Source organism: Rathayibacter sp. AY2B3, assembly GCF_002931755.1.
Classification (GTDB): Bacteria; Actinomycetota; Actinomycetes; order Actinomycetales; family Microbacteriaceae; genus Rathayibacter.
This window is the reverse complement of sequence record NZ_PSUG01000009.1, coordinates 48,158-64,748: the sequence shown is the minus strand read 5'-3', so window position 1 is coordinate 64,748 and position 16,591 is coordinate 48,158. Positions and strand designations below refer to the sequence as shown.

Sequence of the window (16,591 nt, the reverse complement as noted above, 5' to 3'; positions counted from 1 at the left end):
CTCGGGTGCTAGGCCTCGACGCGCTCGCCGGAGTCTCACTCACGGGGGCAACAGCCGTTGCGCAGTGACCGCACTCCCGCGTGCCGTCGTTCGCGCTCCTTGACCCTCGTGTGCCAAAGGCGGGATCGATGCGGGGGACGCGGCGCGGGTGTCTCCGACACGATGCGGCGGCGCGGTTGCGGCGCACAGGTGCGAGGTTCAGGCCACAAGGGGGCGTTCGCGTGGTCAACGCGTTCCGCGATAAGTGTCGGCAGCGAATTGGCGACCTTCTCATCTCCGAACCGTGACGATCAGAGGTTCCGCGGCCGGCTTACCGTACGTTTCGGCGGTTCGTTCGAGGATCGCCTTACTTGATGCCGAGGTAGCGGCACGCTGCTTGCACGGTTTCTTCCACCAGTTCTTCAGTGAGGTCGGAAGAGCTTGGAACGAGTGACCGGCTCATGAGGGGACCGAGGAGAAGGTCTGCAACTGTTTCGGGCTTCCACCCCACGGCTGCGATCTCTCCGCGGTCGACTGCGGCGTTCAGTACGCGCGTGACATTCTCGCGGCGAGGCTTCACAAATTCGTCACTCAGGTGCTTCCGAATATCGGGATAAGCCCGCGCGGCTTCCAAAATCCCCAGAAGGGCGTGCTTCATGAATGGCGAAGAGAACATCTCGTAATCGGCCCGTTGCAGAAGGTGCAGGTCGCTTTCAAGTGCCCCAGTATCTACACGGGCCCCGGTGCCGTACTTTTCGGCCATTATCTCAACGACCAGGTGCGGCAGGGAAGAGTATCTTCGGTAGAAGGCCGGCCGTGTGGTTCCCGCTCGGCTCGCGATAGCCTCCACGGTAAGGGCCGTGTATCCCTTCTCGGTAACTATGTGCTCGGCAGATTCTCGAAGGGCTGCCGTGATGTCAGTCGCGCGGGGACGGCCACCTTGGTTCTTCACGGGTACGAAGCTACCCTTTTCACCCACGCGATATGGCGTGTTCGGAGCAGTAGAGGGTATCTCAGTTCGAGAGGGTCTCAGCTTCGATCTCGTAGGACACGCACTGATACACGAGGAATCGTCGCGGCAATGATCGTCGGCGGCGTTCGTGAAGTGAGCGTTGTCTCCGTCGCGTTGAGAAACGGGGTTCGCGCACCACTGGAAGAACGCTTGCTGCTGGAGCCCGGCACCCGGCATGTCACCCCACCGGAATTCGGTCAGCGCCAGTTCGCGGACCAGCGGGAACATCATGGGGGAAGTGAGGTCTGCGGCAGATCGGCGGACGCTCGGCGGAGGCTCTTGTTCTCTTGCTCGAGCAACCGGATGCGGATGCGGGCTTCGCGCAGCTCGGTCGCGTCGGCCTGGGTCACACCGGGCTTGATACCGTTTTCGACGTCCGCGATCGTGAGTCACCGATGCAGACATGACGTCGAGACACCGAAGTCTGTCGCGATCCAGCTGATCGGGGCGCCGCCCCGACGTGCGACCGTGACGACGTCTCTACGATTCCAGAGAGTCAGATCCGCAGCTCCACACGCATGTCGTCGTCGCGGATCGGGTGCAGACCGTCCATGACGGGAAGTGGCGGACCCTTGATTCCCGGGCGATCTCTGCCGCGGTGACGGGGCTGTCGGAGCACTGAAGCGTGGTCCTTTCCGACGACGTCACCCGGGTTCTCGGGGTGAGGTGGGAGGTGGGGGGGAGTGGCGCGGGCAGGTCGACGGCGTGGGAGATCGCCGGCGTGCCGCAGGAACGGAGGGATGCCCGCACTCGCGATATCGAGCGGCTCGAGAATCGCCTGGTCGCCGGCTGCGTAGCCAAGCATGGGTGGCAGTCGGCACCGAGTCTGTTGTGGCAGTTCAGGCAACAAGCCCCCTTGGAGACTCGACCCCTGAAGAGCAGCACTCGCTGGTCAACCTCACCACCCAGTAGCGAGTTCGTGCGACCGAGCTCCTCGGGGAGAATGCTCCGAGGTGGGCCACAACGCTGCTCGAACGTCTTGCGGAGAGTGACTTCTGCGCGCGCGACTACTTGTTCGACGCGGACGCCAACATGTCTGCCGCGCAGTTCCGCGAAGCGTGGTCGACTGGCGAAGCACTAGGTAAGCTCGCCGCCGCCCTGTCGTTCGTGGACGTTCCCGCCCACGCGCACGATGGCGTCGTGTGTGGTCCGCTGGTGCTGAGGAACTGGTTGCGGACTGCTCCGCACGGATTGCGCTACCGGCAGACGCCACGCAGGTCCATGCCTACGCGGCTCACCCCAACGCTGCGTCAGGAATCGAGCTCCAAGGGATCAGCGGAGCCTACGCTGTTTCGAAGGCGGCCACCGTCAGCGACGCCCTCACGGCATTGTCACCTGCCGGGCGCTCGGCCAGCTCGTGGATCACTCGTCCGAGTTCACGAGCGAGTTCTTGAACATTGGGCCACTCCTCAGCGGGAATCGAGACGTGCGCATCAGTGAAAGCGAAGGTCGTTCTCTCACGGTAGAGGGGTGCTCGCGTCGTGAGTTGATGAGCAAGTGCCTGCATCAGGCCGAGGAAGCTCTCGTGGTCTGAGTCAGTGAGAGCCTCGCCGCTGTCGATCGACGAGACACGAAGCTCTCCTAGTCGCTCGCGCTCAAGCGGCGAGGCTACGCGCTCCGTTGCGAGCATTGACAGGATCACTGCGTCGACGGAACTCAGGTGCGCGACATTTGCGATGCCGTGACCATCGTCGGACCAGTGCGGCGGATACTTCACGTGCGCCACGGCCTCGTTGCCTGAGGGAGGATTCGAACGGACCGAGTGCAGCGAGTAGCGGACCGCGCGGTACCCGGCCCCGAAGTAGCGATTCGCAGCTGCGACCAGCATCGCCTCTAGCGTCGTCGGTTTAACGACGGGATCTGCGCACCCTTCGTTCCAGGCGTTATTTCTATACGTTACAGAGCAAACCGTATTTAGATGCGCGGGAGTCGCTACAACGCGACATGCGCTTGGTAGGATTCGCGAATGCCAACCAATAAGTCGGGACGTCCGTACACCCAGGGGGTCACAGAGGCGCTACTCCAGGCGGCGGAGCGCGTTATGGTCAACGATGGCTACTCAGCGTTGACAATCGACGCACTCGCCGCTGAAGTCGGCACAACGAGGCCCACCTTCTACCGCCGCTTTCCTAGCATCGCGCACCTGGCGCTCGCTGTCATCAAAAGCCGCTTCGGAACCGGTGCGCCGGTCGACACGGGCTCCCTCTACGATGACCTCCTTATCGTCCAGCGTGAAGAGATCGCGATGCTCGCAGCGCCCCTGCTTCGCAAGAACCTTGCGGGATTGCTCGACGCCACACGCGCCGACGAGGACTTGAGTGCGGCTTATGAAGCGGAATTTGTGCGACCACGCCGAGCGAACGTCGCGCGGATTATCGACGCAGCCGGCCGTCGAAACGAGATCGGCGTCGAGACGGTGGACATCGAGTATCTGTGCGACCTTCTGCTTGGACCGATTCTCTCCAGGGCGCTCTTGCCCGTGGGGGCGCCCCTCGACGATCGGCTTGCGCGTCAGACGGTGGAGACCGCGATCTTGACCCTCGCCGCGCGCGCTCCTGCTGGAGGCTGATTCCTCCGACGGGTCTTGAGTGGCGGGGAACCCTTCCCTGAGAGGGTCCAGCACGGCGCGCCATACGCCGAGCTGCATTACACGCTAGTGTGTAACCATGTTCACTGAAACCACCAGTTGTTCTGACGCAACCCGAGCAAAAGCTGAGGGAATGTCGGCGATCGACGACACCAGCCACCCCGTCGTACGTCGGGTAGCCGATGTGATGCGTAGCACTGCACCTCGCCCTCGAACTTTGATCGTGGATGATGAGGAGAATATTAGGCAAGCGATTGCTGCAGGCGTTCAGATCGACTCTCTGTATGCCACTCCTGGCGTCGAGCTAGGGGCGGAGTTCCAGACCGACGTGACGGCTGCGCCCCTCCACCTCGTCGAGGAGAACGTCATGAAGGGACTATTTAAGGCGGAGAAGCGCTCACGAGTGTTTGCTCTCGCGCGGGCGCCGAAGCCCGCGACATGGGATGATGTAGCCGCCCGAGGCGGAGACCTTATCGTTCTTGACGGTGTGCGTATCGCAGGTAATATCGGGGCGATTATTCGCTCAGCTTGCGCCTTTGACGCTGCTGGAATCATCCTCCTTGGCAGTGGACTATCAAACGTCTTCGATCGCCGCCTCATTCGCGCGAGTCGAGGTCTCGCTTTCTCAATCCCAATGATTATCGCCGACGGTTCGGAGCTTGCCGAGTTCCTCCGTGCCGAACACATACCGCTTGCGAGCCTCGCTGCAGACGGAGACGCGCCTCTCTGGAGCATCGGTGCGGCCGCCGAGCGAATCGCGCTCCTGATGGGATCCGAGCGTAGCGGCGCTTCGGCTGAGTTGGAGAATCTCGCTGATTGGCGCTGTTCAGTCCCGATGAGTCCCGGCATTGAATCTCTGAATGTATCGGTGGCGACGGGCATTGCGCTATATGAGCGGCGGCGGCTCGCCGCGTAATGGGGGCGTCCGTGCGTTGGCGCTTCACTCGCGGTGCCGAACGCCATTCTGGTACTCATTCACAATTCAAAGTGCTTTCATGACCATCGAAATCATGCTGACCGTCCAATGCAGCTTCCCGGGCAAAGTTGCCCGGCCCGAGATTAGCATCGAAGCCGGCTTCGACACTGCGGTTCTCTAGGGGAATTCCCGTGTTACTTCAGATCGGAGCCCGGCTGGATGGACGGCGAGCTCACTGTTGGCACAGCAGCCCCGTCTCGGTTCGTCTGATACCGTTCGTCGCCGTCCCATGGCTCGATCGAATGGCGGACAAGCCCGCAGAACTCCTCGGGCTTGTTACACCGCTGTTGACAGGCGACCGTGGCGGAGCCGCCGCAGCTTGGGATCTAGCGATGGCCGACTGGGCGCGCGGACACACCCCTCCTGTCGATGGTGAACCCGTGCCGCTGGAGGGGATCGAAGCGCTCGCCGAATTGATTCGAGGTCTCTCGCCTGCGTTTGGTAGTGCGCGAGCCTCCGATGTTGTCGAGTTGCTTCGCGCTCTTCGCGCCCTGTCAGCAGCGAACACGCTGTATCATGCTGCGATTCGAGGAAAGAATCGCAGCGCGGAGCGGAAGAAATGGATCAGCGCAGTGGCCGAGGAGCACGACGCGATCGGTCGAGTCGTTCCCCGACTAGTGGGAGTCCAGGGTCAGTAGTAATGGTTTCAACCGTGTACAGATCGTCGGAGCGACTACGCGGGCGAGTTCCGTAGCTCGCGAATGCCTCGCCCCGTCGAGGGCCAGTCCTGCCCCCAACGGTCGGGGGAAGGCGCGCATGCGCCTATGGCCGCCACGTGCTCGTCCGAGAAGTCTCGGCGACACGCAGGACGTTCAACTAGCCGGGACAAACCGAGACCAGAACCATGCGATGTATACAAGCCATGTCTTGGAATGACACAGTCCGAGGGGCGGAGATACCCGGAAAGTCAGGGATTCCGTCTGAACGGGATACCTAAGGGTCAAGGGGTCGCAGGTTCACATCCTGTCAGCCCGACGGAAAGCCCCGATGAGGTCACCGGTCGCCGTCAGGGCTTCCGTCGTTTCCGGGGGCGGCGAGGACCGTGGCGGCACGTTTCCTGGCCGTCGGCCGTGCCGGCGGCGTCCGGACTGAGAAGCCCGAGCGGCATGCACGGCGTCTCCCCGACCGCCCGCAAGGGCCGCGGCAGGCCGGCTCCCTAGGGTCGGTGGACGTGACCGACTTCGCTCCACTCGCCCGCTGGTGGCGCGAACCCTGGTGGGCGCGGCTCACCCTCCTGGCGATCCTGTGCGGATCGACGGTCCTCACAGGCTGGAACCTCGCCCGCGGCGGAGACGCCGTCTTCTACGAGGCGGCAGCGCGGTCGATGTCGGAGTCGTGGCACGCGCTGGCGTTCGGAGCCTTCGATCCCGCCGCGTCGGTGACGCTGGACAAGCTCGCGGGATTCGCGGTGCCGCAGGCGCTGAGCATCCGCCTGTTCGGGATGTCGACGTCGTCGATCGCGCTGCCGCAGCTGCTCGAGGGGCTCGTCACGGTCACGGCCTGCTCGGTCCTCGGACTGCGCTGGGGAGGGCGCGGGCTCGGGCTGGTCGCGGCGGCCGCGGCGGCGAGCACCCCGATCTTCGTGTCGATGTTCGGGCACCCGATGGAGGACGGGCTGCTGACGGCAGCGCTCGCCGTCGCGCTGGTGTGGTGGCAGCGCGCGGTGCTGACGGAGCGGTGGTGGCCGCTCGTGCTGGCCGGGGTGTTCATCGGAATCGGCTTCCAGGCGAAGATGATGCAGGCCTGGTTCGTCCTGCCCGCCCTCGTAGTGGCGACTCTCGGCGGGGTGCGCGGGTGGCGCCGAGCGCTCGCCTGGGCGGGCGGGCTCCTGGCCGTCGCGGTGGGCACCTCGGTGGCGTGGATGGTCGCGATCCAGGCGGTGCCGGCAGGAGACCGGCCCTACATCGACGGGTCGACGGGGAACGACGTCTTCGCGATGGTGTTCGGGTTCAACGGGCTCGACCGGCTGATCTCGGGAGCGGTGCCCGGCGCCGTCGTCGCTTCCGCCCACGGGGCGACGATGGGCGGAGCAGCGGGGTCTTCGCCGGCCAAGCTGCTGCTGGCACAGTACGCGACGCAGGTCGGCTGGCTGTATCCCGCGGCGCTCGCCGGGCTGGTGCTCGGCGCCGTGCGCTGGTGGCCGCGGCGGGGGAGGCGGGGAGGTGCCCGCGGTGCCTTCGCCCTCCTGGTCTGCCTCGCGGTGTGGCTGGTGACGGCGGCGGGCGTGCTCTCGGTGGCGACGGTGCCGCACACGGCGTACGTCGCGGCGATCGGCGTGCAGCTGGCGCTCCTCTCCGCGCTGGGCTGGGCGGAGGGGGTGCGGCTGCTCGGGTCGCCGCGGGTCGGCGCACGGCTGGTGCTGCCGCTCCTCCTGGTCGGGCAGACGGCGTGGAGCGCGGCGCTCGCCGTCGGCGGGCAGCTGCCGGCGGTACTGGGCCTGCCGTTCGCGGCGCTCGCCGGAGCAGGGCTGGTGGTGGTCGTGGTGGCGGCCGGGCGGAGGCGGCGGGGTGCGTCCGAGCGCGGCGTCGGGCGTCGCGGGATGTCGTCCGGTCGACGTCCCGTCGCCCTCGTCGCGGCCGTCGTGATCCTGGCCGGGCCGATCGCATTCAGTCTCCAGGTGCTCGACGCCTCCCTCGACGGTTCCGGCGGGGACGCACTCGTCGGCCTGCGCTTCCCGCAGCGGGCCGAGACCTCGGCGCCGTTCGCCGTCTCACCTCCGGACGCAGTCGGCGGCCACGACTCGATGACCGCCGACGAGGCCGCCCTGGTGGCCGCGGCCCGAGCCGCCGGGGGCGGCGTGGACGGAGCGCCGCTGTTCCTCACCGACTCCTGGGCCATCGCGGCGCCGATCATCACGACGACCGGCGCGAGCGTGCTCACCGACGGCGGCTACTCCGGCCAGGCGCGCGTCTTCACCGAGCAGGACATCACCCGGATGATCGCGGCGGGGCGCACGCACCTGGTGGTGCTGAAGAACTCGGCACCGCCGACGGAGTCGGTGCGGAAGGCCGTGGTGGCGGACGGGTGCACGCAGCTGCAGGAGTGGGGGCCGGCGGCGACGGAGTCGGGAGAGCACGCGTCCGCGGTGACGGGCTTCTCCCTGTGGCGGTGCGGGTGACGAAAGCGTCGTTCCCGCAGCATCCGGGGAAGGAGGACGAGCGGGAATCGCTGTCGGCGCATCGTTCCAGGGGTCATGCCAGGCCGAGAAGGTCGAGAGTCCAGGCGTGAGCGAGGATGTTCTCCTCCTCTGCCTCGTCGGGCGCAGTCCCGCTGAGGTGGCCTCCCGAGGTCGTGCGCAGCACCACGTGAGCGGGGTCCGGGCACCGTGATACCGCTCGGTAGCGGCGCGCGAACTCCGTGATCGCCGACGCGTCGACCCGGGCGTCGCGTCGGCCGGCTCGGATCCACGCCGGCGGGAGCGGTCGGCTCCCGGCCGCCATCGATGCGATCGTCGCGAGAGGCGACAGTCCCGCGGAGAGGATCTCGGCGGGTTCGCCGAATTCCGCCCGGTCGGTCGACGCGAGGGCCGCAGATCGATCATCGAGCGCAGTGACGGGATCGAGGAACGGGTGGACGAGGTGCAGCCCTCGGAGTGCTGCGGGCCGACGGAGGCAGACCGTCGCAGCGACCAGTGCTCCGGCGCTCGCCGCCGTGAGAAGGAGCCGGAGAGGGTCGATGCCGGGCAGATCCTGAAGCAGCGCCAGAGAGGCGAGGAGGTCCTCGATCGGAAGGTCGCGTCCGAGACCGGTCGCCTGCCGATGCCACTCCGGGCCGTTCTCCCCGCCCCCACGTACATGGCAGTAGGCGATCGCGGCTCCACGCGCGAGAAGGTCGTCCGTGAAGGGATCGAACGGTCCCTCGAGACTGATGCCGTAAGCGCCGTACACATGGACGACGACAGGACAGGCGTCCGCGCTCTCCGGCAGAACCAGGGTCAGCGGGATCCGTGTGCCGTCCCGGCTCGTCGCGGTGAGCGACAGGACTTCCGCCCGCCTCGCCGGTTCGGCGGACAACGCCTCGCCCGGCACCGGGTCGACGCGCTGGGGCCGATGGACGGGGGAGGAGACGAGCAGGACCGGGAGGCGGGTGATCGGATCGACGGCGGGGAGCAGAACACCTGCCGGTGGCGCCGTCCAGAGGGCGTCAGCTCCACCGGCGGGCGACCAGACCGCCATCCGGCCGGCCGACCGGCCGAGGACGAAGAGATCCTCCCTTGCCTCCTGCAGATGGCCGGCATGGAGAGCAGGAGGAACGGGAACGTTCAGCGGAGGAGTCGAACCGGTCAGTTGGAGGAGGCCGTGACGTCGATCCAGAAGGGCGAGCCCGCCCGTGAAGGTGGAGACGTCCGCGTCCTCCGTGTCGAGGTCGAGGCGGTCGCACGACGGCGGGCCGTCCGATTCAGCGGTCAGCACCCAGTACCTGGAGCCCAGCGGGCCTCGGGAGCCGAGGACGGCGGTCGTGTGGGCGACGCTGCGCAGATGGAGCCGCCTCGTCCGGTCGGGCTCCTCGAGGAGGACGTGCGTCGTCCGGCTGCTGTGCCACCAGACCGCCTGCCACGGCCGACCTGCCGCGTCTCGGCGGATCCAGAGGAATCCGTCCGAGAACGATCGGATGCGCGGCGAGACGGGACGCTCGTCATGGGCGACCTCGATCACTCCGCCACCGGCAGCGACGGCGATGCGGATCCGATGCTGCTCATCGCCTCCCCGATCACCCACGATCGCGAAGGCGGTGCCATCCGGTGCGAGGACCATCGACTCCCGTGGCGCGACATCGAGGGTGTGCCGGAAGGGGCGTCCGTCCGGGTCGCGGAGGAGCACGGACCGGGAGCGCGCCTGCTCTTCCGGCGCACTCGACGGCTGCATCGCAGCGAGACCCCTCAGAGATCCGGAGAGCGCAGGAACCCGAGGCGGCAGCGCGCCGTCCCCGGTGATCCCCTCAGGCGCCTTGCTCACGCAACCGCGCTCCAGGCGTCTGTCGCAGCCGTGCCCGCACGGGAACAACGAGGATCAGCGAGAGCGCCGCCCAGGAGCCGACGAGCCCGAGAACGGCGCTCTGGACGGGCCAGACCACCAGACCCTCGCCGAGGGCCGCGCGACTGACCAGCCAGCAGACCGCACCGGTCGCCGCGACCGGTGCGGCCGCTGCCGTCGACGCAGCGAGGGCCAGTGCGAAGCTCTCGGAGAGGAGGAGCCCGACGATCTGGTGGCGCCGCATCCCCGCCGCCTGGAGAAGGGCGATCTCGCGGTCGCGGTCCTGCGCGGAGAGCGCGATGACCGCGGCGCTGGTGGCGAGCATCGATACCGCCACGATCGCGACGATCGTCAGAACATCGGTGAGGTCGGCGCGGGTCCCGGGCTGGACCGCCGTCGTCATGGCTACGACCGACTCCACCGCGCACAGGAGGACTCCTATTCCTCCGAGACCCGCCGCGAGCGGCGCGATCGTGGCGGCGCTGACCCGCACCCGGGCCGTGGCTGCCCGGACGCCGAGCGCGGGGACGACGAGACCCGATCGAGCCAGGAGAGCGTGCAGTGCACGGAGGACGAGCCCGACCGCCTCCGGACAGAGGAGGTACACGGCCAGGAGGAGGCTTCCTCCTGCGTCGACGGCCAGGTTGAACATCGGAGCGGGTCCGGTCGCTCCGAGCTCTCGGGCGGAGCCGGACGCGGCGACGAGGCCGCAGGAGAGGAAGAGGAATACGAGGCCGCTGACGAGGCGCGCTGCGGTCGCACCGGTGTGGAGACGGCCGTCCTCGGACGCTCGGAGCGCAGCACTCGGCGGCGTCCGGGCGGCGCGGCGCGCGGGCAGTACTCCGCCGGCGAGCGTGGTGAGCGCTCCGAGCCCCACGGTGGCCACGGGGGCCCAGGGTGACAGCGTGAAGGCCGGAAGATCGACGACGGACGAGACCGCGCCGTTGAAGGCGGGAACAGCCCAGAACGCCAGCAGCGTCGAGAGCAGCGCCCCGAGGAGGGCACCGGTGAGACTCACGATGCCGATCACGAGCAGGGTCGCACCGAACACCTGCATCGGCGAGGCACCCAGAAGGAGCCAGAGCGCGTGCGTGCGACTCGTGGCCGTGACGCTCGCGCGGCCGACGACCGTCAGGGCGACGCACGCGACGAGTGCCACCACGGCGTAGATCGTGATCGAGAGGATCCGGAACTCCTGGAGACCGACGCCGGCGTCCGAGGCTGCGGCGGCGAACGAAGGGTCCCCGGTCCACGCGAACTGGTGGACGCACAACCCGACCAGGGTGGCGACCAGGGCGACCACGGCTGTCGCAGGTGACCACAGGCGCCAGTCGGCGGCGAACATGCGAACGACGTAGCGGGACACGACTCAGGACCTGGCCTCTTCGAGGATGCTCAGCAGCTCGTGGCTCGTCCGGCGGCCGGTCGTCCTCACTGTTCCCCCGTCGTGCATCACCACGACGGTGTCCGCCAGTGCCGCGGCTTCGAGATCATGCGTGACCATCACGACCATCCGGCCCTCGTCCGCCATGCTTCTCAGCGTCGACAGGACGATCTGCGAGCTGTGCGAGTCCAGGGCCCCGGTCGGCTCGTCTGCGAAGACGATGCTGGGCCGCCGTGCGAGGGCACGGCAGAGAGCGGTCCGCTGCTGCTCTCCGCCGGAGAGCGTCCGTGCAGGTGCATGACGCCGATCCCCCAGACCGAACGCCTCGACGAGCCCACGGATCCGGTCGTGCGGCACGGGTGACCGGTCGAGCCGGAAGGGGAGCGCGATGTTCTCCTCGACGTCGAGGAAGGGCACGAGGTTGTACTGCTGGAAGACGAAGCCGATCTCGGTGCGGAGCATGCGGGAGCGCTCGGCCGCCGACAGGCGGTACACGTCCCGGCCGTTCACTTCGACGGTGCCCGTCGTCGGTCGATCCAGTCCGCTGAGGCACATCAGGAGCGAGGTCTTGCCGGAGCCGGAGCTGCCGACGACAGCAGCGAGTCCGCCTCCTTCCAGATGGATGTCGCAGCCGCGCAGGACGGTCGTCGTCCGCCGACCCGCGGCGACGGTCTGCCCGACGGCACGCGCCTGGAGCATGGGGATCATGAGAGCGCCTCCTCAGGCGTGGTGAATGGCCTTCCCCCTCTCGGGACGCCCGCGATCCCCGATGGTGCGGGATCGCGGGCGTTCGCGGGCGACGGTCAGCAGTTGCCCCACGTGATCGAGCTGGGCCAGCCCGGGCACGGCGAGACGATGCTGAAGGTGCTGACGCGCGCAGCATCGTGTGCGTCGGTCTCGCCTTCGAGCGTCTGGAACTCAAGAATCCGGTTCATGGTGTTCACCTCCTCTCTTCCTGTCGGGCGGACTCGGTCAGAGTCCGAAGGGCAGGGCGGATCTCCCCGTCTCGAGCTCGTCGAGCGCCGCGATCACTCCGAGCGATCCGGTCAGATAGTCGGACGAGAGCCGGAGGTTCTGATTGCCTCGGAAGAAGACGCCGCTGTCATCGAGCACGGCATGGAGGCGCAGCGAACGGATGTGCGAACGGAGGACCTCGTCGAGTTCTGCGCTGGGCCGATGGCGTGTGCGGCGGTTCAAGTAGATGAGGAACCCGGACAGACCGTGGGCGAGCGAGGCTTGCGCGCACTGCTGATAGGTCGCGGCGGCATCGATGGCGGCGAGGGACTCCGCGAAGAGCTCGGCGCCTGTCACCCGCTGCAGCTCGAGGATCGCCAGACCCGGACCGGTCGACCCGATCCCGAGATAGGGGAGCGTTCTCCACCCCTCGTCGAACTCGAGGGTCCCGTTGCGGGTGATCGTGCATCGTGAGAGATCGGCGTCGATGGCTCGTGCAGCGAGCGAGACGGAGAAGTCGTCTCCGGTGGCTTCATGGAGCCGAGCGAACAGGATCGCGGCGGCGCACCATCCGTGGAGGAGGCCGACGGAAGCTCCCCGCGCATCCTCGTCGAGGAGTGCGGCGAGATGGTGGGCCGCCTCGGACGGATCTTCTCCTTCTGCGAGATCGGCGAGCCCTGCGCCGGCCCACCCCGACCAGAGGGTCGGACCAGAGGGGGTAGCCGCACGCGTGGACTGCAGGGCATCGAGTGTGCGCGTGAGTCCTGCCTCGCGTGCAGCGAACCGGATTCCCTCCCGCCCGCAGAGCCCGCGCGAGCGCACTCCGGCGACGCGACCGGCGAGCCAGCGATCAGCAGCCTCGAGATCCGCGTCTCCCGACCGCCCCAGAAAAGTGATGGCTCCCGCCGCGCCGTAGGGAAACCCCGCACGATGATCGGCGCTGTCGCGGGCGAGAAGAGGGATGTCTCCGGGAACGACAGGAGCGTCCTCCGCCCACTCGAGAACCGACGTGACACCTCGGACGATCAGATTCCGCAGCTGGTGGTCGGAGCAGGCGGCAAGACGATCGACGCGCTCGTCCACCGATCTCCGGCTCGAGGCGGGAAGAGCGTCGAGGGTGTGCGCCCTCACAGACCGCAGCACGGCGGACGGGACGGCGAGGTCGTCTGCGGCTGCTCGCAAGAGCTGCTCGATCTTCGCGACGTTGCCCTGGTCGGCGATCGTCGCCTGAGGGAAGAGGAGATCGAGTTCGAGGATCCCCAGCGACCACTCGTCGGCTCGCGTCCCCCTCAAGCCTTCCCGGGGCTCGTATCCGGGAGCTCCCTGGCCGGACCGCCACTCGGGATCCATCCTGTGCGCGAACTCGAAGTCGAGCAGGCACGGATGCGTTCCGTTCCGCATGATGACGTTCTTCGGGTGGATGTCCCCGAGAAGCCATCCGGCGCGGTGCACGGAGGAGAGCGCAGCGTCGAGGCGTGCGACGGTCGCGCTCAGCCACGAGGTGTACCCGTCGTCGACGAGAAGCCAGGGGGCCGGACGGAGCAGCGGAGTCCGAGTCATCCACTCGCGCTTCAGATCGTTCCCCTCCACGTGCTCCATGACCAGGTATCGGTGCTCCCAGGCGGTGAAGGAACCGTAGAAGACCGGTACGCAGCCCAGGTACTGCAGATCCACCAGCACCTCCTCCTCGTGGGCCAGACGTGTCACCGCGTCGACGCCGTCGCCGTCGAGCCCGGCATGTGGACGCGCCTCCTTGAGGACCACCACCGTCCCGATCGGGACGAACTCATCCGTCGTCGCTTCGGCGAGATAGACTCCGCCGCCGTTCGAGAAATGCAGGGCTGAGAGCATGTCGAAACCGAAGGCGACCTCTCCTTCTTCCTCTCCCTCGACCTCGACGGAGTCTGGAAGCGACGCCCAGGGAGGGGGCGTGTAGGCCGGTCGCCGGACGTCCTCGATCTCGTTCCCGTCCGGATCGATGAGTGTCGAGACGAAGCCCGTGTCGGTCTCGGACGGGAGGAAGGCCCCGTATCGGAAGTGGACCGGGCCGGACCGCCAGCGCCGATCGGAGAGTATGTAGGGACCTCTGCAGCCGGCCAGAAGGGCGTCGAGATCCTCCAATGCGCGGGCGAACTCGTCGTCCGAACCGGGGTACACCGTGATGAACTTCCCGGCTCCAGCCCGATCGGCGTACTTGCCGTTCTGCATCAGGAGGAGATCGGCGCTCGCGAGGTGCTTGAACGGCAAGCGGGAGCCGAAGCAGTGGCGAGAGGTCGCGTCGAGGATCGTCCGAGCATCGCCGAGAGTGGTCGAGAGGTGGATCTTCCACCCCTGCCTCGGCAAGGACGATCCGTCGGGTATCCAGTTCCGCCACGGGCGGGACTCCCTCGTCTGCCAGCCCTCGGGTGCGCGATGCGCGACATCGAAAACATCGCCCTCGACGGGGTCCTCGTCGCCGGCGAGGGCGTAGAACGGCATCCCCGGGCGGCAGTACTGGAGGTACTCGAGGTCGAGCGGCATCGCTTCCCCTTCCTCGGCGGCGTGACCCACCGAGCAGACGGCGCGGTGCTGACTCCGAGGCTACGAAGGGCTCCGGCCGAGCGCTTCCCACCGGGGTCATGGATGACAATGACCGGGGTCACAGCAGGGACATGACCGTGGTCACGGGTCTCGCTCTCGGTGCCCGGGCTACCATTGTCGACATGGGCTCATCTCCGGGGACGGACGCGGCTTCTTCCGTTCCGTCGGCGGGGGAGCCCGCGCGTGCCGGGCTCGGGTCCTCCTCCTCGTCGAGCGCAGTGGACAGGACGGTCGTCGCGCTCCAGGTGATCGCACTCTGCTGCCTCGTCATGGCGGGGAGCCTGGGAGTCGTCGACTCCGCTCAGAGGGGCGCCGGTCCACCGGTCGCGGCAGTCGCGTGGCTCGCGCTGGCACCCGTGGTCGCCGGGATCTGGGTCGTTCGGCCGCGCATGATGAGAGCGGGGCACGGGGCCGCCGTGACGGCGGTGTCCGTCGTCGCCGCGACGCCGGTCGTCGTCTTCGGCCGGCTCGATTTCACGATCCCGGTCCTCCTCCTCGTCGTGGCGTTCGCGGTGGTCGACGTCTCGCTCCGCGCAGGGGCGCACGCGATGATCTGGATCGCCTCCGTCGGACTGGCCCTCCACGTCGGGGGTGCCGTCGGCTCGGGGAGGACGCTCCTCTCCGGGGCTCTCGACGGTGTGCTCAACGTGGTGCCGGTGGCCGTGCTGATGTGCTTCGGGATCGCCCTGGGTCTCTCTCTTCGGGGATTCGAGAGCGAGCGATCCGCTGATCAGCGGGTGATCCGGCGCTTGCATCGCGCGTCCGCGACGGAGAGGGAGCTGCTGCTGTCGGACGAGCGTGCCCGGAGCGCTCGTGAGCTGCACGACGGCCTCGGGTACAAGCTGACCCTCGTCTCGATGAGTCTCGAGCTCGCCGATCGCCTGCGCCCCGCCGATGCCGAGCAGGCGTGGGCAGAGGTCCGCACGGCTCGATCCGCGTCGAGCGAGGCGCTCGCGGACATGCGGATGTGGGTGAGAGCGCTCAGCCCCGTCCGGAACCAGGGCGCCCGCGGGCTGGCCGCGCTGGAGCTGATCGCGGAATCCTTCCGCGGCACAGGGGTCACCGTCGATGTGGTCGGCGACACGGCCTCGGATCGTGTCCTCACGAGCGACGACGAGATCGCGCTCGTCGTCTATCGGGGCGTTCAGGAAGGGCTGACGAACGCCTTGCGGCACGGCGCTGCCCGCAGTGTCCGCATCGATCTCGAGACCGAGGACAGCCGGCTCGAGCTCTCGATGCTCAGTGACATCGACGCAGGCAGACGGTCCGGTATCCGCGACGGCGAGCCCGAGCTGGGCTTCGGGCTGCGCGGCCTCGACGATCGCGCGACGGCTCGCGGGGGGCGGCTGACGGCGCGGCGCATCGACGACCGGTTCCTCCTGCGTCTCGCGATCCCTCTCGGACGCGGCGGCGGGGAACACGAGGGGCGCGCTTCGTGACGGAGACGACGCCGAGGCGAGTGCTGCTGGTGGAGGACCAGCAGATGATCCGCCGCGGGCTGGTCATGCTCCTCTCGACGGTCGAGGGGGTCGAGATCTCGGCCCAGGCCGAGAACGGACAGGTCGCTCTGCAGATTCTGCACACGACGGAGGTGGACGTCGTCGTCACCGACGCGCGGATGCCGGTCATGGACGGCGTGGAGCTCGCTGCCGAGTGCGCGCGGCGGCACCCGCATCTGCCCGTCCTCCTCCTGACCACCTTCGACGACCACGCGCTCGTCCAGGAGGCCCTGGCCGCAGGAGCGGCCGGATTCCTCCTCAAGGACACCTCGGTGGAGGGCCTCGTCCTGGCGCTCGACGCCGTGATCGTCGGCGGGATGGTGATCGATCCGCGCGTAGCCCGACCGGCCGTCCAGCCGGGCCGCACCGGCGAGAGCCCGTTGGCGCTGCTCACGCGGAGTGAGCGGGTGGTCGCCGAGCTGGTAGCGGAAGGGAGCACGAACCGGGAGATCGCCGCCGCGCTCGTGCTCGCGGAGGGCACCGTCAAGAACCACGTGTCCTCGCTCCTGCGCAAGCTCGGCGCCCGCGATCGCACCGCCCTCGCGCTCGCGCTCCACAGAGCACTCCATCCGGACGGCGTCTGACCACCGGCCCGGTGCAGGCCTGGCGCCCCGTCCGCGCGATGCCGGCCCGCCGCCTATCCTTGA

The 16,591-nt window shown here is 67.9% G+C and carries 14 protein-coding genes; 6 read left to right on the top strand and 8 right to left on the bottom strand.

The features are described 5' to 3' along the window. Positions 1 to 346: 346 nt before the first annotated feature. Positions 347 to 1,222: a TetR/AcrR family transcriptional regulator gene (locus tag C5C24_RS04680; protein WP_181135479.1), complete on the bottom strand. Its 876-nt coding sequence runs from the start codon at positions 1,220 to 1,222 to the stop codon at positions 347 to 349. Continuing rightward, positions 1,219 to 1,341 (bottom strand): hypothetical protein, encoded by a 123-nt coding sequence (locus C5C24_RS18320; protein WP_258065048.1) that lies wholly within the window; start codon positions 1,339 to 1,341, stop codon positions 1,219 to 1,221. The genes C5C24_RS04680 and C5C24_RS18320 overlap by 4 nt, the downstream gene beginning before the upstream one ends. 188 nt (positions 1,342 to 1,529) lie before the next feature. On the opposite strand from C5C24_RS18320, the gene C5C24_RS18315 reads away from it, so the two are divergent. Continuing rightward, the gene (locus C5C24_RS18315; protein ID WP_258065052.1) at positions 1,530 to 1,613 is read left to right on the top strand and encodes a hypothetical protein; all 84 of its coding nucleotides are present in this window, start codon (positions 1,530 to 1,532) and stop codon (positions 1,611 to 1,613) included. A 660-nt stretch (positions 1,614 to 2,273) separates the two neighbouring features. On the opposite strand, the gene C5C24_RS18310 is transcribed toward C5C24_RS18315, so the two are convergent. Further along, the gene (locus tag C5C24_RS18310; RefSeq protein ID WP_146082520.1) at positions 2,274 to 2,819 is read right to left on the bottom strand and encodes an AvrD family protein; all 546 of its coding nucleotides are present in this window, start codon (positions 2,817 to 2,819) and stop codon (positions 2,274 to 2,276) included. A gap of 138 nt (positions 2,820 to 2,957) precedes the next feature. Between C5C24_RS18310 and C5C24_RS04665 the strand changes: the two genes are divergently transcribed. The 3 genes from C5C24_RS04665 to C5C24_RS04655 all read left to right on the top strand — a co-directional run bounded on the left by C5C24_RS04665 (position 2,958) and on the right by C5C24_RS04655 (position 7,672). Next, entirely contained in the window at positions 2,958 to 3,560 is a 603-nt protein-coding gene (locus C5C24_RS04665; protein WP_104304420.1) for a TetR/AcrR family transcriptional regulator, read from the top strand. Positions 3,561 to 3,657: 97 nt separating this feature from the next. Then, positions 3,658 to 4,494, top strand: coding sequence for a TrmH family RNA methyltransferase (locus C5C24_RS04660; RefSeq protein ID WP_104304419.1), 837 nt, complete (start codon positions 3,658 to 3,660; stop codon positions 4,492 to 4,494). A 1,231-nt stretch (positions 4,495 to 5,725) separates the two neighbouring features. Next, positions 5,726 to 7,672 (top strand): glycosyltransferase family 39 protein, encoded by a 1,947-nt coding sequence (locus C5C24_RS04655; protein ID WP_104304418.1) that lies wholly within the window; start codon positions 5,726 to 5,728, stop codon positions 7,670 to 7,672. A 73-nt stretch (positions 7,673 to 7,745) separates the two neighbouring features. On the opposite strand, the gene C5C24_RS04650 is transcribed toward C5C24_RS04655, so the two are convergent. From C5C24_RS04650 to lanKC, 5 genes are all read right to left on the bottom strand, one after another. Next, positions 7,746 to 9,419 carry a prolyl oligopeptidase family serine peptidase gene (locus C5C24_RS04650; RefSeq protein WP_146082518.1) on the bottom strand — a complete coding sequence of 558 codons (1,674 nt, stop codon included), beginning with the start codon at positions 9,417 to 9,419 and terminating at the stop codon, positions 7,746 to 7,748. 73 nt (positions 9,420 to 9,492) lie between these two features. Then, positions 9,493 to 10,872, bottom strand: a complete 1,380-nt coding sequence (locus tag C5C24_RS04645; protein WP_219812829.1) for an FtsX-like permease family protein — start codon at positions 10,870 to 10,872, stop codon at positions 9,493 to 9,495. Between the two features lie 24 nt (positions 10,873 to 10,896). Then, positions 10,897 to 11,619, bottom strand: a complete 723-nt coding sequence (locus C5C24_RS04640; protein ID WP_104281189.1) for an ABC transporter ATP-binding protein — start codon at positions 11,617 to 11,619, stop codon at positions 10,897 to 10,899. A gap of 95 nt (positions 11,620 to 11,714) precedes the next feature. Next, complete coding sequence (locus C5C24_RS17865) at positions 11,715 to 11,855, bottom strand: hypothetical protein (RefSeq protein ID WP_181109985.1); 141 nt, start codon at positions 11,853 to 11,855, stop codon at positions 11,715 to 11,717. A gap of 28 nt (positions 11,856 to 11,883) precedes the next feature. Further along, entirely contained in the window at positions 11,884 to 14,385 is a 2,502-nt protein-coding gene (lanKC, locus tag C5C24_RS04635) for a class III lanthionine synthetase LanKC (RefSeq protein ID WP_104304416.1), read from the bottom strand. Between the two features lie 716 nt (positions 14,386 to 15,101). On the opposite strand from lanKC, the gene C5C24_RS17860 reads away from it, so the two are divergent. Both C5C24_RS17860 and C5C24_RS04625 read left to right on the top strand, forming a co-directional pair. Further along, a complete protein-coding gene (locus C5C24_RS17860) occupies positions 15,102 to 15,884 on the top strand; it encodes a sensor histidine kinase (RefSeq protein ID WP_181109983.1) in 783 nt (260 codons plus the stop codon). Next, entirely contained in the window at positions 15,881 to 16,528 is a 648-nt protein-coding gene (locus C5C24_RS04625) for a response regulator transcription factor (RefSeq protein ID WP_258065047.1), read from the top strand. Before C5C24_RS17860 ends, C5C24_RS04625 begins: the two co-directional genes overlap by 4 nt. Positions 16,529 to 16,591: the final 63 nt, after the last annotated feature.